Genomic DNA, 19998 nt, shown 5'->3' with positions numbered 1-19998 from the left:
CTCAGGGGTGGAGCCTGGTGGCTCCACCCCTGGGTGGACAGTCGGCTAGGCGTCGATCCTCGAGCGGTCGAGCGTCGCCGCGGAGCTGGTGATGAACTCCTTGCGGGGCGCCACGTCGTTGCCCATGAGCAGGTCGAAGATCTGCTCGGCCGAGTCCAGGTCGCCGATGTTGATCCGGCGCAGGGTCCGGTGGCGCGGGTCCATCGTGGTCTCCGCCAGCTGGTCGGCGTCCATCTCGCCGAGGCCCTTGTAGCGCTGGATGGCGTCCTTGTAGCGGACGCCCTTGCGCTGGTACTCGAGCAGGGTCTGCCGCAGCTCGTTGTCCGAGTAGGTGTAGACGTACTTGTCCTGGCCCTTCTTGGGCTGGACGAGCTCGATGCGGTGCAGTGGCGGAACGGCGGCGAAGACCCGGCCCGCCTCGACCATCGGGCGCATGTAGCGCTGGAAGAGGGTCAGCAGCAGGCAGCGGATGTGCGCGCCGTCGACGTCGGCGTCGACGAGGAGCACGATCTTGCCGTAGCGGGCGGCGTCGATGTCGAAGGTGCGGCCCGAGCCGGCTCCTATGACCTGGATGATCGCTCCGCACTCGGCGTTCTTGAGCATGTCCGAGACGGAGGACTTCTGCACGTTGAGGATCTTGCCCCGGATCGGCAGGAGCGCCTGGAACTCGCTGTTGCGGGCGAGCTTGGCGGTGCCGAGGGCGGAGTCTCCCTCGACGATGAAGAGCTCGCTGCGCTCCACGTCGTCGCTGCGGCAGTCGGCGAGCTTGGCGGGGAGCGAGGAGGACTCCAGCGCGGTCTTCCTGCGCTGTGCCTCCTTGTGCTGGCGGGCCGCGATGCGCGTCCTGGCGGCCGCGACGGCCTTCTCCAGGACGGCGCGGGCCTGAGCCTTGGCGTCACGCTTGGTCGACGTCAGGAAGGCCTTCAGCTCCCGGGCGACCACGGTGGCGACGATCCGGCGGGCGGCCGAGGTGCCGAGCACCTCCTTGGTCTGCCCCTCGAACTGCGGCTCGGCGAGCCGGACCGTCACGACGGCCGTGAGGCCCTCCAGGGCGTCGTCCTTGACGATGTCGTCCTCGGCGACGCGCAGCATCTTGGCGGAGCGCAGGACCTCGTTCACCGTCTTGGTGATGGCCTGCTCGAAGCCGGAGACGTGGGTGCCGCCCTTGGGGGTGGCGATGATGTTGACGAACGACCTGACCGTCGTGTCGTAGCCGGTGCCCCAGCGCAGGGCGACGTCGACGCCCAGCTCGCGGGTGACCTCGGTGGGGGTCATGTGCCCGCGGTCGTCGAGGACCGGGACGGTCTCCTTGAAGGTGCCCTGACCCGTCAGCCGCAGCACGTCGCATACGGCCTTGTCCTGCGCGAGGAACTCGCAGAACTCGCTGATGCCGCCGTCGAAGCGGAACGTCTCCTCGCTCTTGCCGACACCCTCCAGGTCCCGCTCGTCCCTGACCACGATGGTCAGGCCCGGCACCAGGAAGGCGGTCTGGCGGGCGCGCTGGTGGAGGTGGTCCAGGGAGAGCTTGGCGTCCTTGAGGAAGATCTGGCGGTCCGCCCAGTACCGCACGCGGGTACCGGTGCGGGTCTTGGGGACGCGCTTGCCCTTCAGCAGCCCGTTGCCCGGGTCGAAGGGGCTGTCGGGGCCCTGCTCGGTGAAGATGCCCGGGACGCCGCGGCGGAAGCTGATCGAGTGGGTGGAGCTGTTCCGGTCCACCTCGACGTCGAGCCTGGCCGACAGCGCGTTCACCACGGAGGCGCCCACGCCGTGCAGACCGCCGGAGGCCGCGTACGAGCCGCCGCCGAACTTTCCGCCGGCGTGCAGCTTGGTCATGACGACCTCGACGCCGGACAGCCCGGTCTTGGGCTCGACGTCGACCGGGATGCCCCGGCCGTTGTCGCACACCTCGACGGAGCCGTCGTCGTGGAGGATCACGTCGATGTGGTCGCAGTAGCCGCCGAGAGCCTCGTCGACCGAGTTGTCGATGATCTCCCAGAGGCAGTGCATCAGGCCGCGGCTGTCGGTGGACCCGATGTACATGCCAGGGCGCTTGCGGACCGCTTCGAGCCCTTCGAGTACGAGCAGGTGCCGCGCGGTGTAGTTGGAACCGTCACGGTCTGCGGTCAGCAGCGCACTGGACGGCACGGACGTTTCGGCGGTCACGCGGTTCGCTCCTCGCTGAATTTGAAAACTGGCCCGGTGGGGTAAGGCCCGGCGTCGGTCACCGGTCAGAGGGTACCGATGCCTGGTAGAGCCGTTGTCACGCCACCCTCCTGATTTCTCATGCTAGTGCAGAGTCGTATGGGTGTTCGATCCCTCGATGGGGTGACGTGAACATCACGTTCCCTTCCGCGCATGAACCATTTAGGCTCCGGGCACGTCCTCATGAACAACCGGCAACCCAGCCGGGAGGACGAAACCGAGACAAGCAATGCGAAATCCGTAGAGCGACGCAATACGGCTCATTCGCCGCCAACCGGCAGCAGCAGCCACCTCGGGAAGAAGTTTCGAGGAAAAGCCACGAGCGGGAACGTTTTCGGCCTGGTTGGATGTTGACCCTGGTACGACAGCTCGTCGAGCTAGAGAAGAGGCGACGTGACTACTGTTCTGACCCCCGCGAGCCCCCTGACGGCCGCTGACCGCTGCGACCGCTGCGGCGCCCAGGCGTACCTGCGCGTCGTCCTGACCAGCGGTGGTGACTTGCTCTTCTGTGCCCACCACGGGCGCAAGTTCGAGCCGGAACTCAAGAAGATCGCCGCGGAAATACAGGATGAGACGGACCGGCTCACCGACGTGCCGGCCAAGGCAGTAGACGAGGACCGCTGACGCCTCGCATTCACGACGAGCCATGGGCCGGTCGCTGACCGGACGACGGGCGGCCACCCCCGCATCAGGGGGTGGCCGCCCGTTCTCGCGCCCCGAGGCTCAGAGGTTCGCCGGCAACACGGTCGAGACGCGGGTGTAGACGCCCGGATTCTCGGCCTGACCACAGCCGCTGCCCCAGGACACCAGGCCGATGAGCCGCCCGCCGGCCACCAGCGGCCCACCGCTGTCGCCCTGGCAGGCGTCCTTGCCACCCTGCGGGTCCCCCGCGCACAGCATCGTGTCGGCGCGGTACGCGGTCCCGAAGCCGCTGGGGTAGGCCCGCTCGCACGCGGTGTCGGGCAGGACCTGGACACGCGCCGCACGGAGCGCGGAGGCGTAGGTCCCGTTCCCGGTGGTGTCCCCCCATCCGTACACGTCCGCGGCCGTCCCCGGCGCCTCGGCCGCGTCACCGGCGCGGGCCGGTGTGATCACGTACGAATCGGGCAGTGGGCTCGCCAGTGTCAGCACGGCCAGGTCGTTGGCGTTGGCCGTCGGGTCGTAGTCCGGACTGATCCAGGTGCCGGTGACCCGGACCTCCCGTCCGCCCGTGCCGCCGAGGGCGCTCCGGCCCGCGATGACCTTGAAGTCGGCGAGCTCCCAGGGCTCACCGCCCAGGACGTCCCGGCCCAGGCAGTGGGCCGCTGTCAGCACCCGCGTGGGCGCCACGACCGCTCCCCCGCAGAACTGACCCGCCCGCGTACCTCCGAACCGGTCACGGCTGGAGAGGGCCACGGCCCAGGGAGCGTCCGCGATCTGGGCGGGCTGCCCGCCCACCACGACACTGTCGGCGGCCGCGGGAGCGGCGGCGGCGAACGGACCGGCCGCCGTCGAGATCAGGCCCAGTGCAGCGGTGACTGCTCGGGCGATGGGGCGACGCATAGAGCCTCCTGACTCTCCGATGATGTCGGTTAACCCAGCGTCGTGCAGAGACCCGCGCGGTGCACCCTCGCAAGGCCGAAGGGCCCGGCTTCCTCTCGGGAAACCGGGCCCTTCGGCTCGTACGACCGCGGATCAGTCGAGGTAGTCGCGCAGCACCTGCGAACGGGACGGGTGGCGCAGCTTCGACATGGTCTTCGACTCGATCTGGCGGATGCGCTCACGCGTCACGCCGTAGACCTTGCCGATCTCGTCCAGCGTCTTCGGCTGGCCGTCGGTGAGGCCGAAGCGCATGGAGACCACGCCCGCCTCACGCTCGGAGAGCGTGTCGAGGACGGAGTGCAGCTGCTCCTGGAGGAGCGTGAAGCTGACCGCGTCGGCCGGGACGACCGCCTCGGAGTCCTCGATCAGGTCACCGAACTCGCTGTCTCCGTCCTCACCCAGCGGGGTGTGGAGGGAGATCGGCTCGCGGCCGTACTTCTGGACCTCGATGACCTTCTCCGGGGTCATGTCGAGTTCCTTGGCCAGCTCCTCCGGGGTGGGCTCACGGCCCAGGTCCTGGAGCATCTGGCGCTGGACGCGCGCCAGCTTGTTGATGACCTCGACCATGTGCACCGGGATACGGATGGTGCGGGCCTGGTCGGCCATGGCGCGGGTGATCGCCTGGCGGATCCACCAGGTGGCGTACGTGGAGAACTTGTAGCCCTTGGTGTAGTCGAACTTCTCGACCGCACGGATCAGACCCAGGTTGCCTTCCTGGATCAGGTCCAGGAAGAGCATGCCGCGGCCGGTGTAGCGCTTGGCCAGCGAGACCACGAGTCGGAGGTTGGCCTCCAGCAGGTGGTTCTTGGCGCGGCGGCCGTCCTCGGCGATGATCTCCAGCTCACGCTTGAGCTTGGGCGCCAGCTTGTCGGAGTTCGCCAGCTTGTCCTCGGCGAACAGACCGGCCTCGATACGCTTGGCGAGCTCGACCTCCTGCTCGGCGTTGAGCAGCGGGACCTTGCCGATCTGCTTGAGGTAGTCCTTGACCGGGTCGGCGGTGGCACCGGCGACGGCGACCTGCTGCGCCGGAGCGTCGTCCTCGTCCTCGTCGGACAGGACGAAGCCCTTGTTCTCGCCCTCGGCCTCCTCGTCCTCACCCTTGCCGGGCGCGACGTCCTCAAGGAGCTCCTCGCCCTCGACGACCTCGTCGGCGTCCTTCTTGGAGGCCGTCTTCTTGGCAGTCGTCTTCTTGGCGGCCGTCTTCTTGGCCACCGTCTTCTTGGCCGCGGTCTTCTTGGCGGCCGCCTTCTTGGCCGGGGTTCCGGCCTCGTCGGCCGGGTCCGCGCTCTCTGCCGCCGGAGCCGCCGCGGCGGCCGAGACGGTCTTCGTCACGGTCGTCTTGGCGGTGACGGTCTTGGTGGCGGTGCGCTTGGCCGGGCTCTTCGCTGCGACGCTCTTGCGGGCGCGCTTCGGCGACTCCGCTGCACTGACCATCAGCGTCACACCCTCTTCCTCGAGGATCTGGTTGAGGCTGCGCAGAACATTCTTCCACTGGGTTGGCGGAATCTGGTCAGCCTCGAAGGCCCGACGCACGTCATCGCCGGCGATCTGCCCATCAGCCTTTCCCCGCTCGATGAGCGCCATCACAGACTCGGACTCGGCGATCTCCGGCGGGAGCGTACGGGATGTGCTGGCCGACACGAACAACCTCTCGGAACGATGGAAAACGGCTTCCGGCCCCGCCCATGATCGGGCCGGAGCCGACGACCGTCGACGGGGAATGTGCCGACGGCGCGGGCTGGACCGGGGAACTGCACAGCGCCTGACACGGCTGCTGTATTCCTTCCTCGGCTGTCACCTCTTAGGTCATCGCACGACTTCGAAGAGTGTTACGCCCAATCCGCGTGGCCCGAGTCACACCCCATGTACGACTAATCGGTCAGAACGGGTGTTCGTGGCGCATTCGCGCCGCCGGAACCCCCGTGGCCCCGGGGATCACACCATGATCCCCGGGTTCCGCGCGGGTCCGGCGACACGCGATGCGCGCACTTCCGCCCTCCCGGCCACGGCCGGGATCAGTGCTCGCGCGGAGCGGGCACGACGCGCTCCACCTCCGGGTGGACCGTGAGCAGCTGACGCATGGCCGATTCGGCCCCGTGGGCGTCGCCGGCCGCGAGACAGTCGACGATACGCGCGTGGTGCGTCAGGCAGGACTCGCCGGGACGGTCACAGCCGGTGGCCGGGCCGCCGGAGACCTGCAGGGCGGCGGAGACGATGCCCGAGAGGTGCTCCAGCATGCGGTTGGCCGCGAGCTGGATCAGGAGGGAGTGGAACTCGGCGTCGGCGCGGGTGAAGGTGATGCCGTCACCCTGGGCATAGGCATGGCCCATGATCTCGACCATGTCGGACAGCCGCTGCTGGACGTCCTCGCGGCCGTGGCCCGCGGCGAGCCGGGCGGCGAGGGGCTCGATCGTCCAGCGCAGTTCGTTCAGCTCGCGGCGCTGGTCGTCGCGCTGCGGCCCGTAGGCGCGCCACTCGATGATGTCCGGGTCGAGCAGATTCCAGTCGCTGACGGGCCTGACCCGGGTGCCGACGTTGGGACGGGCGCTGACCAGGCCCTTGGCCTCCAGCACACGCAGCGACTCGCGCACGACGGTGCGGGAGACCTCGAAGCGCTGGCCGATCTCCTCCGGGACGAGCGGGCGGTCGGCGCCGAGGTCGCCGGAGACGATCATCTGCCCGAGCTGCTGGACGAGCTGGCCGTGCAGGCCTCGGCCGCGGCTGCCGGCGCTGCGGCGCCCGACCCGGCCGAGGTCCGTCTCCGCCCCCTCCCAGGAGGGCGGACCCACGCGCTCGGCGACGGGCGCCTCCGCGTACGGGTAGCGATCGAGATCGCCCGGGGCGCCGAGGCCGGAGTCGACGGAGCGGGCGGCGGTCATCATGGTGTGCGCAAGGGTACTCACGCATCCTTTGTCGGCGTTGCCCCGGTGGCCCTTGAGGTCTTTGGTGAAAAGCACACGAAAGGGTGATCGGCACCCGCTACACAATTGACGATTAATCGGACATAAGCGGGCATTTTCAGGAGAGTTACCGAGGAAGCGGAAACTTCCGATCTTGGAGTGATCACCAACGCGCTCTGCGATGAAGGCCGGTGATCAGATACGCGCAGAGCAGAGCGGTCAACGCCACTGCCAGCGCCACCCCCACGGGCTGCGCCACCACGCGCAGCGCACCCAGCAGCCAGCGGTCGGCCGCCACCGGCCACTGCACGCTGGCGAATTCCCGGAGCCGACCGGGGAGTCCGGTGATGGACCGGCCCGTCGGCTCCCAGCTCACCAGCCGCAGCAAGGGGGCCACCACGACGGGCACCGAGAGCACCGCCGCCACTCCCGCCGTGGCGACCCGGAAGACGCCTGCCCCGAGTACCCCCGCCCAGGCGCAGCCGACGATCAGACCCAGCCAACTCGCACAGAGTGTCGGCCAGTTTTCGGGTACGGGAACCAACTCTCCGCCGTAGACGAGGCGGAGCACCTCCAGGTCGGCCACCACGACGAGCACGGCGAGGACCAGGGCCACGGCGGCCGAGACCGTCAGCTTGGCGAGCAGCAGCCCGAGTCTGCGCGGCACGGCGCCGCGCCCTGTGGTGAGTGCCGGGTACCGGTACTCGTCGCCGAACGAGAAGGCACCGAGCAGCCCGGCACCCAGTGCGGCGGGTGGCAGCGGTGACAGTGCGGGCCAGCCGGCGAGCACCGTGGGCAGAGGTGTCCGGCCACTGCGCGCGAGAAGCACCGAGATCACCACGGAGGCGACCAGGACGGCCGCCGCGACGAGCGGAGTCGTCGGTACGCCGAGCAGCCTGCGGATCTCGTACCGCAGCGGCCTCAGCGGCGAACGCGCCGGCCGCCGGGCCCTCCGCGGTCCGGGCTCAGAGGAGGGCGCCGTCCGGCGCTCTTCGGACTCAGGGGCTGGACCGGCGGGGTCCCGCGTGTCCAGTGGGCCTGTGTAGCCCACCTCGTCGGCCAGTTGGTGGATGAGGACTCCGTGCCGGAAGGCCGTCTCGCCGATCGCGGCGCAGTCGCTGCCGTAGACGGAGAGGCGGTTTCCCCGTTCGGCGATCACTTCGACGGTACGCCGGGCCGCGCGCGCCTCCTGGGCGACCGCGGCGGCGAGCCGCGCAGCGTGGGGCGTCCGCACGGCCACGCGGGGGCGAAGGCGGGTACGGGCGAAGTCGGCCGCGTCCTGTGCCGCGACGAGCCGCCCCTTGTCGAGCGTGACGACCCGGTCGGCGTTGCGGGCCGCGTCCTTGGGGTCCGCGGTGGTGTAGAGGACGGTGCCGCCGTCGGCGGCATGAGCCCGCAGGAGGTGGTGCAGCCAGGCCCTCTCACGAGCCGAGAGCCCGGCACCCGGCTCGTCGAGCACCAGCGTGTGCGGATCGCCCAACAGAGCCGAGGCGAGGCCGAGTCGGCGGTCCATGCCACGGGCCAGCCGGCCGATGCGCTGATCATGGAGACCGGAGAGTCCCACGAACTCGAGCATGTCGTCGGCCCTGGACGCGGGGACCCCGGCCGCGGCGCACAGCATCCGCAGCTGGCTGCGCAGCGTCCGCGAGGGGTGTCCGGGCACGTCCCCGAAGAGCACCCCGACCTCACCGCCGGGGTGCGCGATGCGCTGCAGCGGGCGTCCGCGGAAGTAGGTGACGCCTCGCCCCGGCTCGAGTTCGAGCATCAGCCGCAGGGCCGTGGTCTTGCCGGACCCGGCGGGGCCGAGAAGGGCCGTGACCTGACCCGGGTAGGCGTCGAAGGTGAGATCGTCCACGGCGGGCGGGAGGTCACGGCGGGGGCTGCTGGTGAGTCCGATGGCCTGGAGCATCGCTTCTCTCGCAGTAGGTGAGACCGCTCCGCGGCAGGGCGGCTACCCAAGCAAGATAACGCTACATTTCGGACTTTTGATGCATGGTTGCGACTCCGGGTCGCCGGGGTCGGGACGGATCGACGCGGTCAGACTTCAGGACGGAGCATCGGCGGGTTGAGCAGCGTCGCGCCACCGGCCCTGAACAGCTGTGCGGGGCGCCCTCCCTGACGGGTCGTGGTCCCGCCCGCCGGAACCAGGAACCCGGGTGTGCCGGTCACCTTCCGGTGGAAGTTGCGCGGGTCGAGCGCCACACCCCACACCGCCTCGTAGACCCTGCGGAGCTCGCCCACCGTGAACTCGGGCGGACAGAACGCCGTTGCCAGGGATGAGTACTCGATCTTCGATCGGGCCCGTTCCACACCGTCGGCGAGGATCCGCGCGTGGTCGAAGGCGAGCGGCTCGGCCTGTTCCTCGCGCTCCGCCGAACCGTCCTTGCCGAGCACCTCCTCCACCGGTGCCCAGCGGGCACTGTTCGCGTCGCCGCCCGCGCGCGGGGCGGGCAGATCCGGGGCAAGAGCCAGATGAGCCACGCTGACCACCCGCATCCGGGGGTCGCGCTGCGGGTCACCGTAGGTGGCCAGCTGCTCCAGGTGCGCGCCGTTGCCGGGCATGGGTGCCGGGGTGCCCGGGTCGTGGACGCAGAGCCCGGTCTCCTCCACCAGTTCACGCGCGGCGGCCGCGCCGAGGTCCTCGTCGGCCCGGACGAAGCCGCCGGGCAGCGCCCACCTGCCCTGGAAGGGCGTTTCCCCCCGTCGCACCATGAGGGCGCACAGGGCGTGGCGCCGCACGGTGAGCACGACCAGATCGACGGTGACGGCAAAGGGCGGGAAGGCCGACGGGTCGTAGGGAGGCATGCCGTGATCATAGTCGTCTTCCTGACGATAAACACGCCCCTGCCGTGCATCCACGACGACTTCTTCGCGCTCCCCCGCGCGGTCCCTGGCCATGTCGAGCCGCATCCGTTCAGCCTCCCAGCTGGAGGCCGTCGGCGGCCTCCTCGACCATTCCGAGACCGAGACGGCTCACCCGCGCGGAGAACGGCTCACCGGCGACCCGGACGTCCGACAGGCGGACCGCGCCGAGCGGAGCCGACCGGACGGGGTGGAGGGCGACCGTGCCCCCCGGCGCGTCGGGCCGGATCCCCACGAGGGCCGTCATGAGGTGGACGGCGCCGGCGGCGGCGACCGCGGCGGGGCGACAGGCCGCCGGATGCGGAACCGGGACCGCGCCCGCCGTCCGCGCGCTGCCCGCGTACATCTCGGGCAGCCGGTAGCCGAAGGTCTCCGCCGCGTCGAGGGTGCCCTTGAGCAACGACGCCGCCTCCCTCTCGTAGCCCTCCGCGGCAAGGCCCGCCACCGCCACGACCGTCTCGTGGACCCTGACCGCTCCCGCCCGGTGACCGAACGGGTTGTGGCCCGGCTCCTTGGTACCGAGGCTGCGCAGACCCCATCCCGAGTCCAGCACGGGAGTGCCCAGTAGCCGCGCCAGCTGGTCGGTCGCGGACCTGTCCAGCAGGCCGGGTGCGTACCGGCCACCGCCCAGAAGCCCGGTGTCGAGGAGGTGCGCCGCCCAGCCGCCGAGTTGTGTCCACGGCCGGCCGCCCGGTGCCAGGGCCGCGGCCGGCCTGCCTCCTGACCGGTCGTCCATCCAGAACTCCGCCCTGAACCGCTCGCGCAGCGTGCGGGCCCAGTCCCGCCAGCCGTCTCCCCCGGGTCGGCCGCAGGCGTCGAGCAGATCGGCGCCGAGCACGGCCGCGCGGTGGGCGTGGGCCTGTGTCTCGGCCCGCCACGGCCCGGCGGGCCCCGGATCCGGGACGAATCCGTGTGGGCCGGCCGCGGTACGGAGCCAGCTGAGGCACCTCTCCGCCACGGGAAGGAGGTCCACGAGGTCCTGCTCCGGCAGGCCCCAGCGCCTGGCCTCCGCGAGGACCGTGGGGAAGGCGAGAGTCGCCTCGACTCCCGTGCAGCGAGGCGGGAGGAAGGGGCCCGCGTCTCTGAGCGGGCCGGGAATGCGCCCAGCCGTCGGCCCGGGTCCGTCGAGCTGGGTGCGGGCCATGGCCCGGAGCGTCGTGACGGCGAGCCGAGTCCCGAGCGGGAGCGCCATCCGTGCGGCCCAGAGGGCCTCGGCGGTGACCGGTCCGCAGCGCCAGGGCACCCCGGCGGCGAGATGGACGTCGGCCGGGTGTCCCTGGTCTCGCTGGAGGAGCGCCCGCAGGTCGTCGACGGCGACCCGCAGCAGCTCGCCGACCCGAGGGTCGTCCCCTTCCGCGCGGGCCTGCGCGAGTCCGACGCCTCCGGGGCGGCCCGCACCCGTCCCGGAGGGACCGGGGAGTCCGTGGGGGCGGTCGCCCCGCACTCTGAGCTCGATGGTCCGGGCGGATCCGGGAGCGAGATCGACCTCCCAGCGCAGGAGCCCCGCAGCCGCCAGGGCGTCCGTCGGCGGCGGGTCGGCGCTGACGGAGGCGCACCGGCCGTCGGCGGCGGTCCAGCGCATCCCCGTGCCGTGGACGCTCGCGACGATCTCGGCTCCCGCTCTCCCGGCCGCGACGGCGCCCAGATCCGCCAGATCCGTCCCCAGAGAGATTTCCACCGGGAGCCTGAGCGGCCTGCCGGCGAAGCTGCGCAGCGTGATCCGCTCGGTTCCGTCGGCGCTCCGGGAGCGCTCGACGCTGAGTCCGGGGTCGGGTCCAAAGTCGCCCGCCGTGCGGACGACGGAGAGGAAGACGGCACGGTCCGCGGTGTCCTGGCGGCCCGCGAGGGCGAGCGGCTCACGGCCGGCCACCCGCAGCACGCAGCGGGAGAGGAGACGGCGACCGGAGGCGTAGACCCCTTCGAGGCCGTGTCCGGTGAGCTGTCCGTGCTCGGAGCAGACGGCGAGGGCGGGCAGGGCGACGCAGAGGAGCGCGTCGTGCACCGACGGGAGCTCCGGCGGTCGCACGGCTCCAGGGGGCCTGGGGCCGGTGGCGGGTGCTTGTCCGGCCGGGAGTCCGGGGGCGGGGGCGGGACGGGTGGCCATGGGTGGTGTGCGGTGCTCTCTGTGCGATCCGGACTGCCGAGGAGGGGTCGGCGGCACGGGTCGTCGGGCTCCGCCACTGACGTGAACGCCGCTGTGGGTGGCCGGGTCACGGGCGTCATCACCCCCTCCTCGTCCCGCGCCGTGCGCCACGCCGCGCCGCCGCGTCCCTCGGCGGCCTGGGCGCGATCTTGCCGGGCCCGGTTCCGGCACCCCTCCGGCCCCGCCTGACGGCCTTGGCCGGATTGGCCACCTTCACCGCCCTGGCCCGCTTGACGGTCCTCTCCTCCGGTTCCCCCTCGACCGTCGGCGGAAGGGCGTCCTGGGAGCCGGCCGGTCGGGCCGCGACGCGGTCGTCCACGGCAGCGGCAGCCCTCGATTCCCGTTCGTGCCTCAGGCAGCTGCGCAGCGACTCGGGATCGAGCCCCTCGTTGCAGGCCTGATGCAGCAGTCGGGCGAAGACGTAGTCGGGGTCGGCGTCCAGCGCGAGGCCCAGTGCGGCGCGGGCAGCCGGTTCGTCACCGGTGGACCAGGCGACCCAGCCGGCGAGGGTGAGCGGGGCCGCCGCGTGCTCGTCGAAGGGGGCGACGCAGCGCCGGGCCAGCGCGCGCCACAGGCGCAGGGCTGCGGCGCCCTCGCGGCCCTCCATCCACTCGGCCGCCTGGTCCCGCGTGTCCCTGTCCTGAAGGCCGAGGATCAGGGCCGCGGCCTCGTCGGCCCCGATCGACGCGTCGTCCGCCGCGTCCTGTTCGGCCGTACCGTCGCGGCGTCCGGAGCTCGTCACGGGTGTGCTCACCGTGGCGTCGGCTCCGTCGGACGTGATGCCGAGCCGCGTGAGCACGTCCCGCGCGAGCTTGAGCGTCGCCTCCCTGACCTCGGTCCGCCCTACGCCGGGCGGGCCGTCGAAGATCTTGGGGACGATCAGGATCGAGCCCTCGTTCAGCGCCTTGCGCTGCTGCTCCTCGCCGGGCCACGAGGGACGCGGCTTCAGTCGTGCCTCCATGTCCCGCAGGGATCCGCGGACCTGGATTCCGGCGTAGGCCGCCGAGGCCGCCATGACCGACGTTCCGGTGAGCGCCATGGGTGTGCCGTCGGGCGGGCAGCAGCGGGTGTCGGGGCAGCAGTAGGAGAAGTACAGGCCGTCGGAGATGCAGAGGGCTTCGTAGACGGGAATGTCGAGTGCGCCGCAGGCGGTGCGCAGGCGCTGCGAGAAGGGGCGCAGCCGCTCCATGACGTGCCGGCCCGTCTCACCCGGTGCGGGGTCCTGGCAGAGGAAGACGACGATGCCGTCCGGCCTGGTGCCCCGGCGGGCGCAGCCGTCGACGAGGCACTCGGCGAGCTGTTCCGCCGTCGAGGCCCATTCCTTCGACGACCGTGGAATGCCGAGCCTGACCCGGCCGCCGAATCGTCCGAGCTCGCCGTGGAGGGCGACGAGGACGACGGAGTCGCTGGGATGGAAGCCGAGCATGAAGGGCAGGGCGTCGGCCAGCTCGGCGGGGCCGCGCAGGGTGATCTGCTGGGTTTCGGTCGTTCCACGGAATTCGTGCGGGTTCGTGTTCATGGTCACGACGGTCTCGCGAGGGGAGCCGACTCCGAAAGCCCTGTGGATAACTCTGCCGCGCGGCCCTCGCCAGGTTATCCACAGGTTTCGAGGCTCGTTCGCGCATTGTCCGAGTCATCGGGTTGCATGGGGGCATGACCAACGCAGAGCGCCTCCCCGACCGCGCGGCCCTCCGAGCCACCGCCGACGCTGTACTCGCCCGCCTCGTCGGCGATCCCACGGGCGCGGCGAGACTGCGCGAGGACCAGTGGCGTGCCATCGAGGCGCTTGTCGCGGACAAGCGGCGTGCGCTGGTCGTGCAGCGGACGGGGTGGGGCAAGTCCGCGGTGTACTTCGTCGCGACGTCGCTGCTGCGCGAGTCCGGCAGTGGCCCCACCGTGATCGTCTCTCCCCTGCTGGCGCTGATGCGCAACCAGGTGGAGGCGGCCGCCCGTGCGGGCATCCGCGCCCGCACGATCAATTCGTCGAACACGGAGGAGTGGGAGACGGTCCAGGAAGAGGTTGCGGCGGGCGAGGTCGACGTTCTGCTGGTCAGTCCGGAGCGGCTCAACAACCCTGGCTTCCGCGACGAGGTCCTTCCCCGCCTTGCCGCCGCCACGGGCCTGCTCGTGGTCGACGAGGCCCACTGCATCTCCGACTGGGGCCATGACTTCCGGCCCGACTACCGCCGTCTGCGGACGATGCTGGCCGAGCTGCCGGCGGGTGTTCCGGTGCTCGCCACGACGGCCACGGCCAACGCCCGGGTGACGGCCGACGTCGCCGAGCAGCTCGGTACGGGCGCGGGGACCGACGCGCTGGTGCTGCGTGGCCCGTTGGACCGGGAGAGTCTGAGCCTCGGTGTCGTCCGGCTCCCTGATGCCGCGCACCGGCTGGCCTGGCTGGCCGATCACCTCGGCGAGCTGCCCGGTTCGGGAATCATCTACACGCTCACGGTGGCCGCCGCCGAGGAGGTCACCGCATATCTGCGCCAGTGCGGCCACACGGTCTCGTCGTACACCGGCCGCACCGAGAACGCGGACCGGCAGCAGGCCGAGGAGGACCTGCAGGCCAATCGGGTCAAGGCCCTGGTGGCGACGTCGGCTCTGGGCATGGGGTTCGACAAGCCGGACCTGGGTTTCGTGGTGCACCTCGGTTCGCCGTCCTCCCCCATCGCGTACTACCAGCAGGTGGGCCGGGCCGGGCGTGGTGTGGAGCATGCCGAGGTGCTGCTGCTGCCGGGCAAGGAGGACGAGGCGATCTGGCAGTACTTCGCGTCGGTGGCCTTCCCGCCCGAGGAGCAGGTGCGCCGCACCCTCGACGTCCTGGCGCAGGCGGACCGTCCGCTGTCGCTCCCCGCCCTGGAGCCGCTGGTGGAGCTGAGGCGCACCCGGCTGGAGACGATGCTCAAGGTGCTCGACGTGGATGGCGCTGTACACCGGGTGAAGGGTGGCTGGACGAGTACGGGACGACCCTGGGTGTACGACTCCGAGCGCTATGCCTGGGTGGCGCGGCAGCGGGCGACGGAGCAGCAGGCGATGCGCGAGTACGCGGCGGGGACGGGCTGCCGGATGGAGTTCCTGCGGCGCCAGCTGGACGACGAGGAGGCCGCGCCGTGCGGCCGTTGCGACAACTGCGCGGGCTCCCGGTTCGACCCGAAGGTGAGCGACGCGGCACTCGATGCCGCCAAGGGGGAGCTGGGCCGTCCCGGTGTGGAGGTCGAGCCTCGCAAGATGTGGCCGACCGGACTCGCGGCGGTGGGCGTCGATCTGAAGGGCCGTATCCCCGCGGGCGAGCAGTCGTACGGCGGGCGGGCGCTGGGGCGACTCTCGGACATCGGCTGGGGAAACCGACTGCGTCCGTTGCTGTCCGAGCGGGCGCCCGACGGTCCGGTTCCGGACGATGTCGTCCAAGCGGTGGTTCAGGTGCTCGCCGACTGGGCTAAGGGCCCCGGGGGTTGGGCGTCCGGCGCGCCGGACGCTCCCGCCCGGCCTGTCGGCGTGGTGACGGTGGCCTCGCGCAGCAGGCCGCAGCTGGTCGGCTCGCTCGGGCAGCGGATCGCGGAGATCGGACGGATGCCGCTGCTGGGGACCGTCGAGTACGCGCCGGAGGCCGAGGAACTGCGGATCTCCCGGACCAACAGCGCCCAGCGTGTGGTCGGGCTGCACCAGGCCTTGACGGTGCCTCCCGCCCTGGCGGAGCGACTGGGCTCGGCGGGGGGTCCCCCCCTGCTGCTTGTTGACGATCTGTCGGACAGTGGTTGGACGCTGGCCGTGGCGGCCCGACTGCTACGCCGGTCGGGCGCCGAGGGGGTGTATCCCCTGGTGTTGGCCGTCCAGGCGTGAAACGGGGAGTGAACAGTGGGTGTCTGGGCAGGGATATGAGTGGCATACCAACCCATTCCAGTCAGCGGCCTCAATTGCTCGTTGCCGCCCGCGCACAGGCCCGCAAGAATTGGGAAACCGCCCGGCATGGCCCCGTACGCGGTCCGGAAGGACTGTGCCGTGGTGCGCCCTCACTCGCCCCTGCCCGCCCAACGGGCGCGTATCCGAAGGGAGGACCGTGACCTTCGGATTCGCTCCGTCCGCAGCCACCTCGATCACCTCGTCCGAGTCCGCCAGCCGCCTCGCTCGGATACTGGAACCCGCCGAGTGGGCGGCCGCCGGAATCCCGCTGCTCCGCAACCCCCGCGAGGTCGTCGGCGGGCTGCATACACGCCATCGGCCGACGCCCACGACGGCGGTCGTCGCGGTGCTCGACCACGAGGAACGGCTCATCGCCAGCGCGTCGTTCACGCGTCGCCCCGTCGTCGCGGACGGCTGGGAGTTCCGTAACGCGCTCCTGGCCCATCTCCGACGAGTGATCCCGCACGACCTGCGCCGGCGTACGCCGGTACGGACTGCCGTGCTGCTCTACTGCCGTGAGGGCGACGAGCGTTGGACGGAGGAGGACGGCGCCTGGATGTGGGGGCTGCGGGACGCCTGCACGCTCCACGGACTGCGCTGCGGTGCGTACATCGCGCTCACCCGCAACGGTTGGCAGGTGCTGGGCGAGGGCCGCGGCGGTCGGCACCCGAGCCTGGGCTCACGTCCCGATGCGCTCGGCGATGCCGCCTCCGAACGGGGCATCTTCGCGCCGCGCACGGCCGGCGGTGCCGCCGAACCACTGCGCCGGACCGCGGCCCGCTGAGGCGGACCCGCCTGTGTGCGGGACCACGGCCCGGCCGCCCGCGAGGGGCGGCCGGGTCAGGACCGCGGATGGCTCTCCGGTTCAGACACCCGCGCCGAGCACGGCGTTGATGCGCTGCGGGTCACCGCAGACGATGAGCAGCGTGCTCGCGCGCCCCATCGCCAGGGGCAGCGTCCGAGCGGCGACCTCGTCGCTCGGACCGTTGACCGCCACGACGACGACGGGCCGTGCCGCGGCACGCTCCGCAACCGAGGCGTCGGCGAAGAACACGTCGTCACCGGCGTCCTGCTGCGCCCAGTAGGACGCCTCGCCGAAGGACAGCTCGTGCGCCGCCCACGGGTGCTGCTCACCGGTGGTGAGCACGAGGATGTCGCCGGGGGCGCGGCCGCTCTCCAGGAGCAGGTCAACGGCCTCTTCGGCGGCGTCGAGCGCGCCGTCGACCGGGGCCGGGATCAGCTGGATCTGCGGTCCGGACCGCTGTTCGGAACGATTCTCCGAGCGGGACGACGGGGACTGGCCGGCACCGGGGTGCGGGCGCGGTACCGGCGGCGCGGGGCGAGCCGGTCCAGGACCGGGACGCCCGGGACGCGGCGAAGCCGCGGAACGCGGACCGGGTACGGGACGGGGGGTCGGCGCGGGGTGGCCTGCGGCCGTGCCGCGGGGACCCTGGGCACTCTCGTGAATCTGAGGCTCCTCGGGGATGAGAGGCATAGGTGGATGTCTATCAAACGCCGGTGCGCGAAGCTCCGGCGGGTGGGCACAATCGTGCGACCCGGCTGTCGGCATGGGCCTGCCGGGAAGTTCAGAAGTCGAAGCCGAGTTGGCCCCCGCTTTCCAGTGCGACCGCCTCGGCGGAGATCCGGACCTTCTTGAGGTGGCTCCACTGAGGCAGCGCGTCGAGGTACGCCCAGGAGAGACGGTGGTACGCCGTGGGTCCCAGCTCTCGCAGCGCTGCCTTGTGGACCGGCGAGGGGTAGCCCGCGTTGTCACCGAAGCCGAACGCCACACACTCCTGCGCCTCGGTCTCGAGCTCGGCCATCATCGCGTCGCGTCGCACCTTGGCGATGACCGAGGCCGCCGCCACGGCGATGCAGGACTGGTCGCCCTTGATCACCGTACGGACCTGCCAAGGGCTGCCGAGGTAGTCGTGCTTGCCGTCGAGGATCACCGCGTCGGGGCGTACGGGCAGGGCCTCCAGCGCGCGCACGGCGGCCAGGCGGAGCGCGGCGGTCATGCCGAGTTCGTCGATCTCCTCGGGTGATGCGTCGCCGAGGGCGTAGGCGGTGACCCACTTCTCCAGCTCCGCGGCCAAGGCGGTACGGCGCTTGGGGGTGATCAGCTTGGAGTCCGTGAGGCCCTCGGGGGGCCGCCGCAGGCCGGTGATGGCCGCGCAGACCGTCACGGGACCGGCCCATGCCCCGCGTCCGACCTCATCGACCCCGGCGATGATCTTGGCGCCGGTGGTGGCTCGGAGCGAGCGCTCGACGGTGTGAGTGGGTGGTTCGTAGGGCATGGCGCCAGACAGATTACGCCGATCGGGACCGCCCGCGATACCCGGATTCCCATCGGATGTCCGAAGCGGCCGGAAGAAGCCCTCGGCGACCCCGTTACGGCGCGTTCCGATCGATCATCGCGACGATTCAGGTGTGGACCCCCGTTCCTCCCCGCGGCAGGAAGGAACAGGGTCCACACGTACGAACGGACGGCTGGTCATGCCCGGGGTCAGGGGGAGCCGTACGAATCGTCGTACCAGGCGCCGTCCGCGTACGGGTCGTACTCGTCCTCCCTGCTCGGCCTCCCGCATTCGGCAGGGGTCCGGTCGATCCCACGCTCCGCCAGGATCGAGCGCGCCCGCGCCTCCGACCAGCTGGTGGCGTACCAGCTGCCCTCGTCCTCACGCAGGCGCTCCTCGATGTCGAGGAGCGCGCAGGAGCGCTGTGGCTCGGGAAGGATGTCGAGCGCGGGTACGGCATCGGCCGAGAGGCCCGCGAGATAGGGGACGTCGATCTTCCCGGAGCTGCTGAACCGCTCGATGTTCTGTTCGGCGACGATGGCGTCGGGGGAGGCCAGCCCGAAGAGGAGCATGCCCGCGGCGGCGCTCACGGCCACCGCGCGGGGCAGCAGGCGGGCACCGAAGATCCCCGCGGCCATGATCAGCAGGATGACCAGGCCCAGCCACATCTCCATGGCGGCCACCGAGATCCGCAGCCGGGTGAGCCCGTACGCGTCCACGTACAGGTCCATCCTGCGCAGTGCCGAAGCGACCACGACCAGGGTGAGGAGGCACAGGGCGCCCAGGACGGAGCGCACGAGCGTGCGGTCCCTCGCGGTCGAACGCGGCGCCCAGCGCAGGGCGAGGCCGATCACCACGAGAGTGAGCAGGGTCGCCGTCAGGAGCTGCCAGAAGCCCTGCCGGGCGTACTCGGAGTAGGTCAGGTCCGTCTCGCGGAGGACCTTGTCGTATCCGCCGAAGAGGACGGCGAGTTGGACCGCGTTGAACGCCGCGAAGAGCAGGTTCAGCACGATGAGGGGCAGCGCCCACTCCAGACGGGCCCGTGCCTTGCCGGGGCGGACGGCCATCCGGTCCCAGCGCAGAGGTGCGGCGGCGGTACGGGCGACGGCGATGCCGCCGAACAGCCCGAGCAGGAAGAAGGAGAGCCGCCAGGGCGCCTGCTCCAGCGAGATGTCGGGGATGAGCGCGCCGAGCAGATCGGCGAAGGCGGCGTCGGCGCCGGCGAACAGCGCACCGAAGACGACGAGCAGGACGACGGCCACCGCGACGGTTCGTACGACCGGCCCCCACCGGCCGCGTGAGCCGTCGGCCCGGTCGCGCACGCCCTGCCAGATCCAGACGGCGCCGGAGCCGAAGGAGTCGAAGAGTCCGACGGGCGAGAGCAGGACGCTCGGCCAGCCTCGGCCACCGTGCAGAGCCAGGGCCGTCACCCCGAGGGCGGTGACGATCGCGAGGAAGGTCGGCCAGCCGGCGTCCCGCAGCGCGGGTACGGCGAGAAGGGCGAGGCCGCCGATCGCCCAGACCAGCGTCCAGGGCCGCAGTCGGCGACCGGCAGCCCGAGCGGCGAAGGCGGCGGCGAGGACCGCGGGTGCGGCCACGATCATCAGATTGAGCCCGAGGCCCTCGTCGAGGAGCAGTGCACTGAGGAGGGCGGTCGCCAGAACGGCCCAGAGCGTCGGAGCCGTCACCGGGCCCGGGGCGGCGGGGCGCAGTCGCTCGAGCCAGGGCTCGCTCGGAGGCACCGGCGGCGCCCAGGGGTACGCCGGCCTGCCGCCAGGCCCCCCGGCAGCCGCCACGGCCCGCGCCTGCTGCGGCTGGCGGTGGGACTGCGGCTGCGGCTGGGACTGGGACTGCGGCTGCGGCTGCGGCTGCGGCTGCGGCTGCACAGTCGGTGCGGCGCCGGGCGGCGTCGTACCTGCGGAGCGCTGCGGCTCGGAGGCAGGCCTCGCCTCAGCTCGGTCCTGCGGTGGCGGTTCGGACGGTATGTCGGACACGGGACCCCCTCCCTACCCGGTCGCGTTCGGCGCCGTGGCGGCGGAAGGGAGCGGTCCGGGTGTCGCGTCGGCGCGCTCTCGTCATGATCAGCGCTGCGGAGTGGCCGACTCTAACGCCG

14 protein-coding genes are annotated in these 19998 nt (G+C 71.5%); 3 read left to right on the top strand and 11 right to left on the bottom strand.

Going from position 1 to position 19998, the window contains the following annotated elements:
* Positions 1-45: 45 nt before the first annotated feature.
* Entirely contained in the window at positions 46-2163 is a 2118-nt protein-coding gene (locus ACF1G2_RS29165; protein WP_391801158.1) for a type IIA DNA topoisomerase subunit B, read from the bottom strand.
* 432 nt (positions 2164-2595) lie between these two features.
* On the opposite strand from ACF1G2_RS29165, the gene ACF1G2_RS29160 reads away from it, so the two are divergent.
* Positions 2596-2826: a hypothetical protein gene (locus ACF1G2_RS29160; RefSeq protein ID WP_137992866.1), complete on the top strand. Its 231-nt coding sequence runs from the start codon at positions 2596-2598 to the stop codon at positions 2824-2826.
* Between the two features lie 99 nt (positions 2827-2925).
* Here ACF1G2_RS29160 and ACF1G2_RS29155 read toward each other — a convergent pair whose 3' ends face one another.
* From ACF1G2_RS29155 to ACF1G2_RS29125, 7 genes are all read right to left on the bottom strand, one after another.
* A complete protein-coding gene (locus tag ACF1G2_RS29155; protein ID WP_391801157.1) occupies positions 2926-3744 on the bottom strand; it encodes a S1 family serine peptidase in 819 nt (272 codons plus the stop codon).
* A gap of 132 nt (positions 3745-3876) precedes the next feature.
* Positions 3877-5424 (bottom strand): RNA polymerase sigma factor, encoded by a 1548-nt coding sequence (locus ACF1G2_RS29150; protein WP_352187985.1) that lies wholly within the window; start codon positions 5422-5424, stop codon positions 3877-3879.
* A gap of 374 nt (positions 5425-5798) precedes the next feature.
* Positions 5799-6686 (bottom strand): FadR/GntR family transcriptional regulator, encoded by an 888-nt coding sequence (locus tag ACF1G2_RS29145; protein ID WP_391801156.1) that lies wholly within the window; start codon positions 6684-6686, stop codon positions 5799-5801.
* 160 nt (positions 6687-6846) lie between these two features.
* Positions 6847-8592 (bottom strand): ATP-binding cassette domain-containing protein, encoded by a 1746-nt coding sequence (locus tag ACF1G2_RS29140; RefSeq protein WP_391801155.1) that lies wholly within the window; start codon positions 8590-8592, stop codon positions 6847-6849.
* Between the two features lie 128 nt (positions 8593-8720).
* Positions 8721-9488 (bottom strand): NUDIX domain-containing protein, encoded by a 768-nt coding sequence (locus ACF1G2_RS29135; protein ID WP_352187982.1) that lies wholly within the window; start codon positions 9486-9488, stop codon positions 8721-8723.
* 109 nt (positions 9489-9597) lie between these two features.
* Positions 9598-11649 (bottom strand): glycogen debranching N-terminal domain-containing protein, encoded by a 2052-nt coding sequence (locus tag ACF1G2_RS29130; RefSeq protein ID WP_391801154.1) that lies wholly within the window; start codon positions 11647-11649, stop codon positions 9598-9600.
* Positions 11650-11767: 118 nt separating this feature from the next.
* Positions 11768-13207, bottom strand: a complete 1440-nt coding sequence (locus ACF1G2_RS29125) for a DUF4192 domain-containing protein (protein ID WP_391801153.1) — start codon at positions 13205-13207, stop codon at positions 11768-11770.
* Between the two features lie 134 nt (positions 13208-13341).
* On the opposite strand from ACF1G2_RS29125, the gene ACF1G2_RS29120 reads away from it, so the two are divergent.
* Together ACF1G2_RS29120 and ACF1G2_RS29115 are read left to right on the top strand one after the other, a co-directional pair.
* Complete coding sequence (locus ACF1G2_RS29120; protein ID WP_391801152.1) at positions 13342-15528, top strand: RecQ family ATP-dependent DNA helicase; 2187 nt, start codon at positions 13342-13344, stop codon at positions 15526-15528.
* Between the two features lie 217 nt (positions 15529-15745).
* A complete protein-coding gene (locus ACF1G2_RS29115) occupies positions 15746-16372 on the top strand; it encodes a hypothetical protein (RefSeq protein WP_391801151.1) in 627 nt (208 codons plus the stop codon).
* 81 nt (positions 16373-16453) lie between these two features.
* On the opposite strand, the gene ACF1G2_RS29110 is transcribed toward ACF1G2_RS29115, so the two are convergent.
* The 3 genes from ACF1G2_RS29110 to ACF1G2_RS29100 form a co-directional block, all read right to left on the bottom strand.
* Positions 16454-17083, bottom strand: coding sequence for a hypothetical protein (locus tag ACF1G2_RS29110; protein ID WP_391801150.1), 630 nt, complete (start codon positions 17081-17083; stop codon positions 16454-16456).
* 91 nt (positions 17084-17174) lie between these two features.
* A complete protein-coding gene (locus ACF1G2_RS29105) occupies positions 17175-17885 on the bottom strand; it encodes a ribonuclease HII (RefSeq protein ID WP_391801149.1) in 711 nt (236 codons plus the stop codon).
* 209 nt (positions 17886-18094) lie between these two features.
* Positions 18095-19879 carry a DUF4153 domain-containing protein gene (locus ACF1G2_RS29100; protein WP_391801148.1) on the bottom strand — a complete coding sequence of 595 codons (1785 nt, stop codon included), beginning with the start codon at positions 19877-19879 and terminating at the stop codon, positions 18095-18097.
* Positions 19880-19998: the final 119 nt, after the last annotated feature.

The sequence above is a fragment of the Streptomyces sp. NPDC013457 genome, from assembly GCF_043089925.1.
Lineage (GTDB): Bacteria > Actinomycetota > Actinomycetes > Streptomycetales > Streptomycetaceae > Streptomyces.
This window is presented reverse-complemented; position numbering and strand designations above follow the sequence as displayed.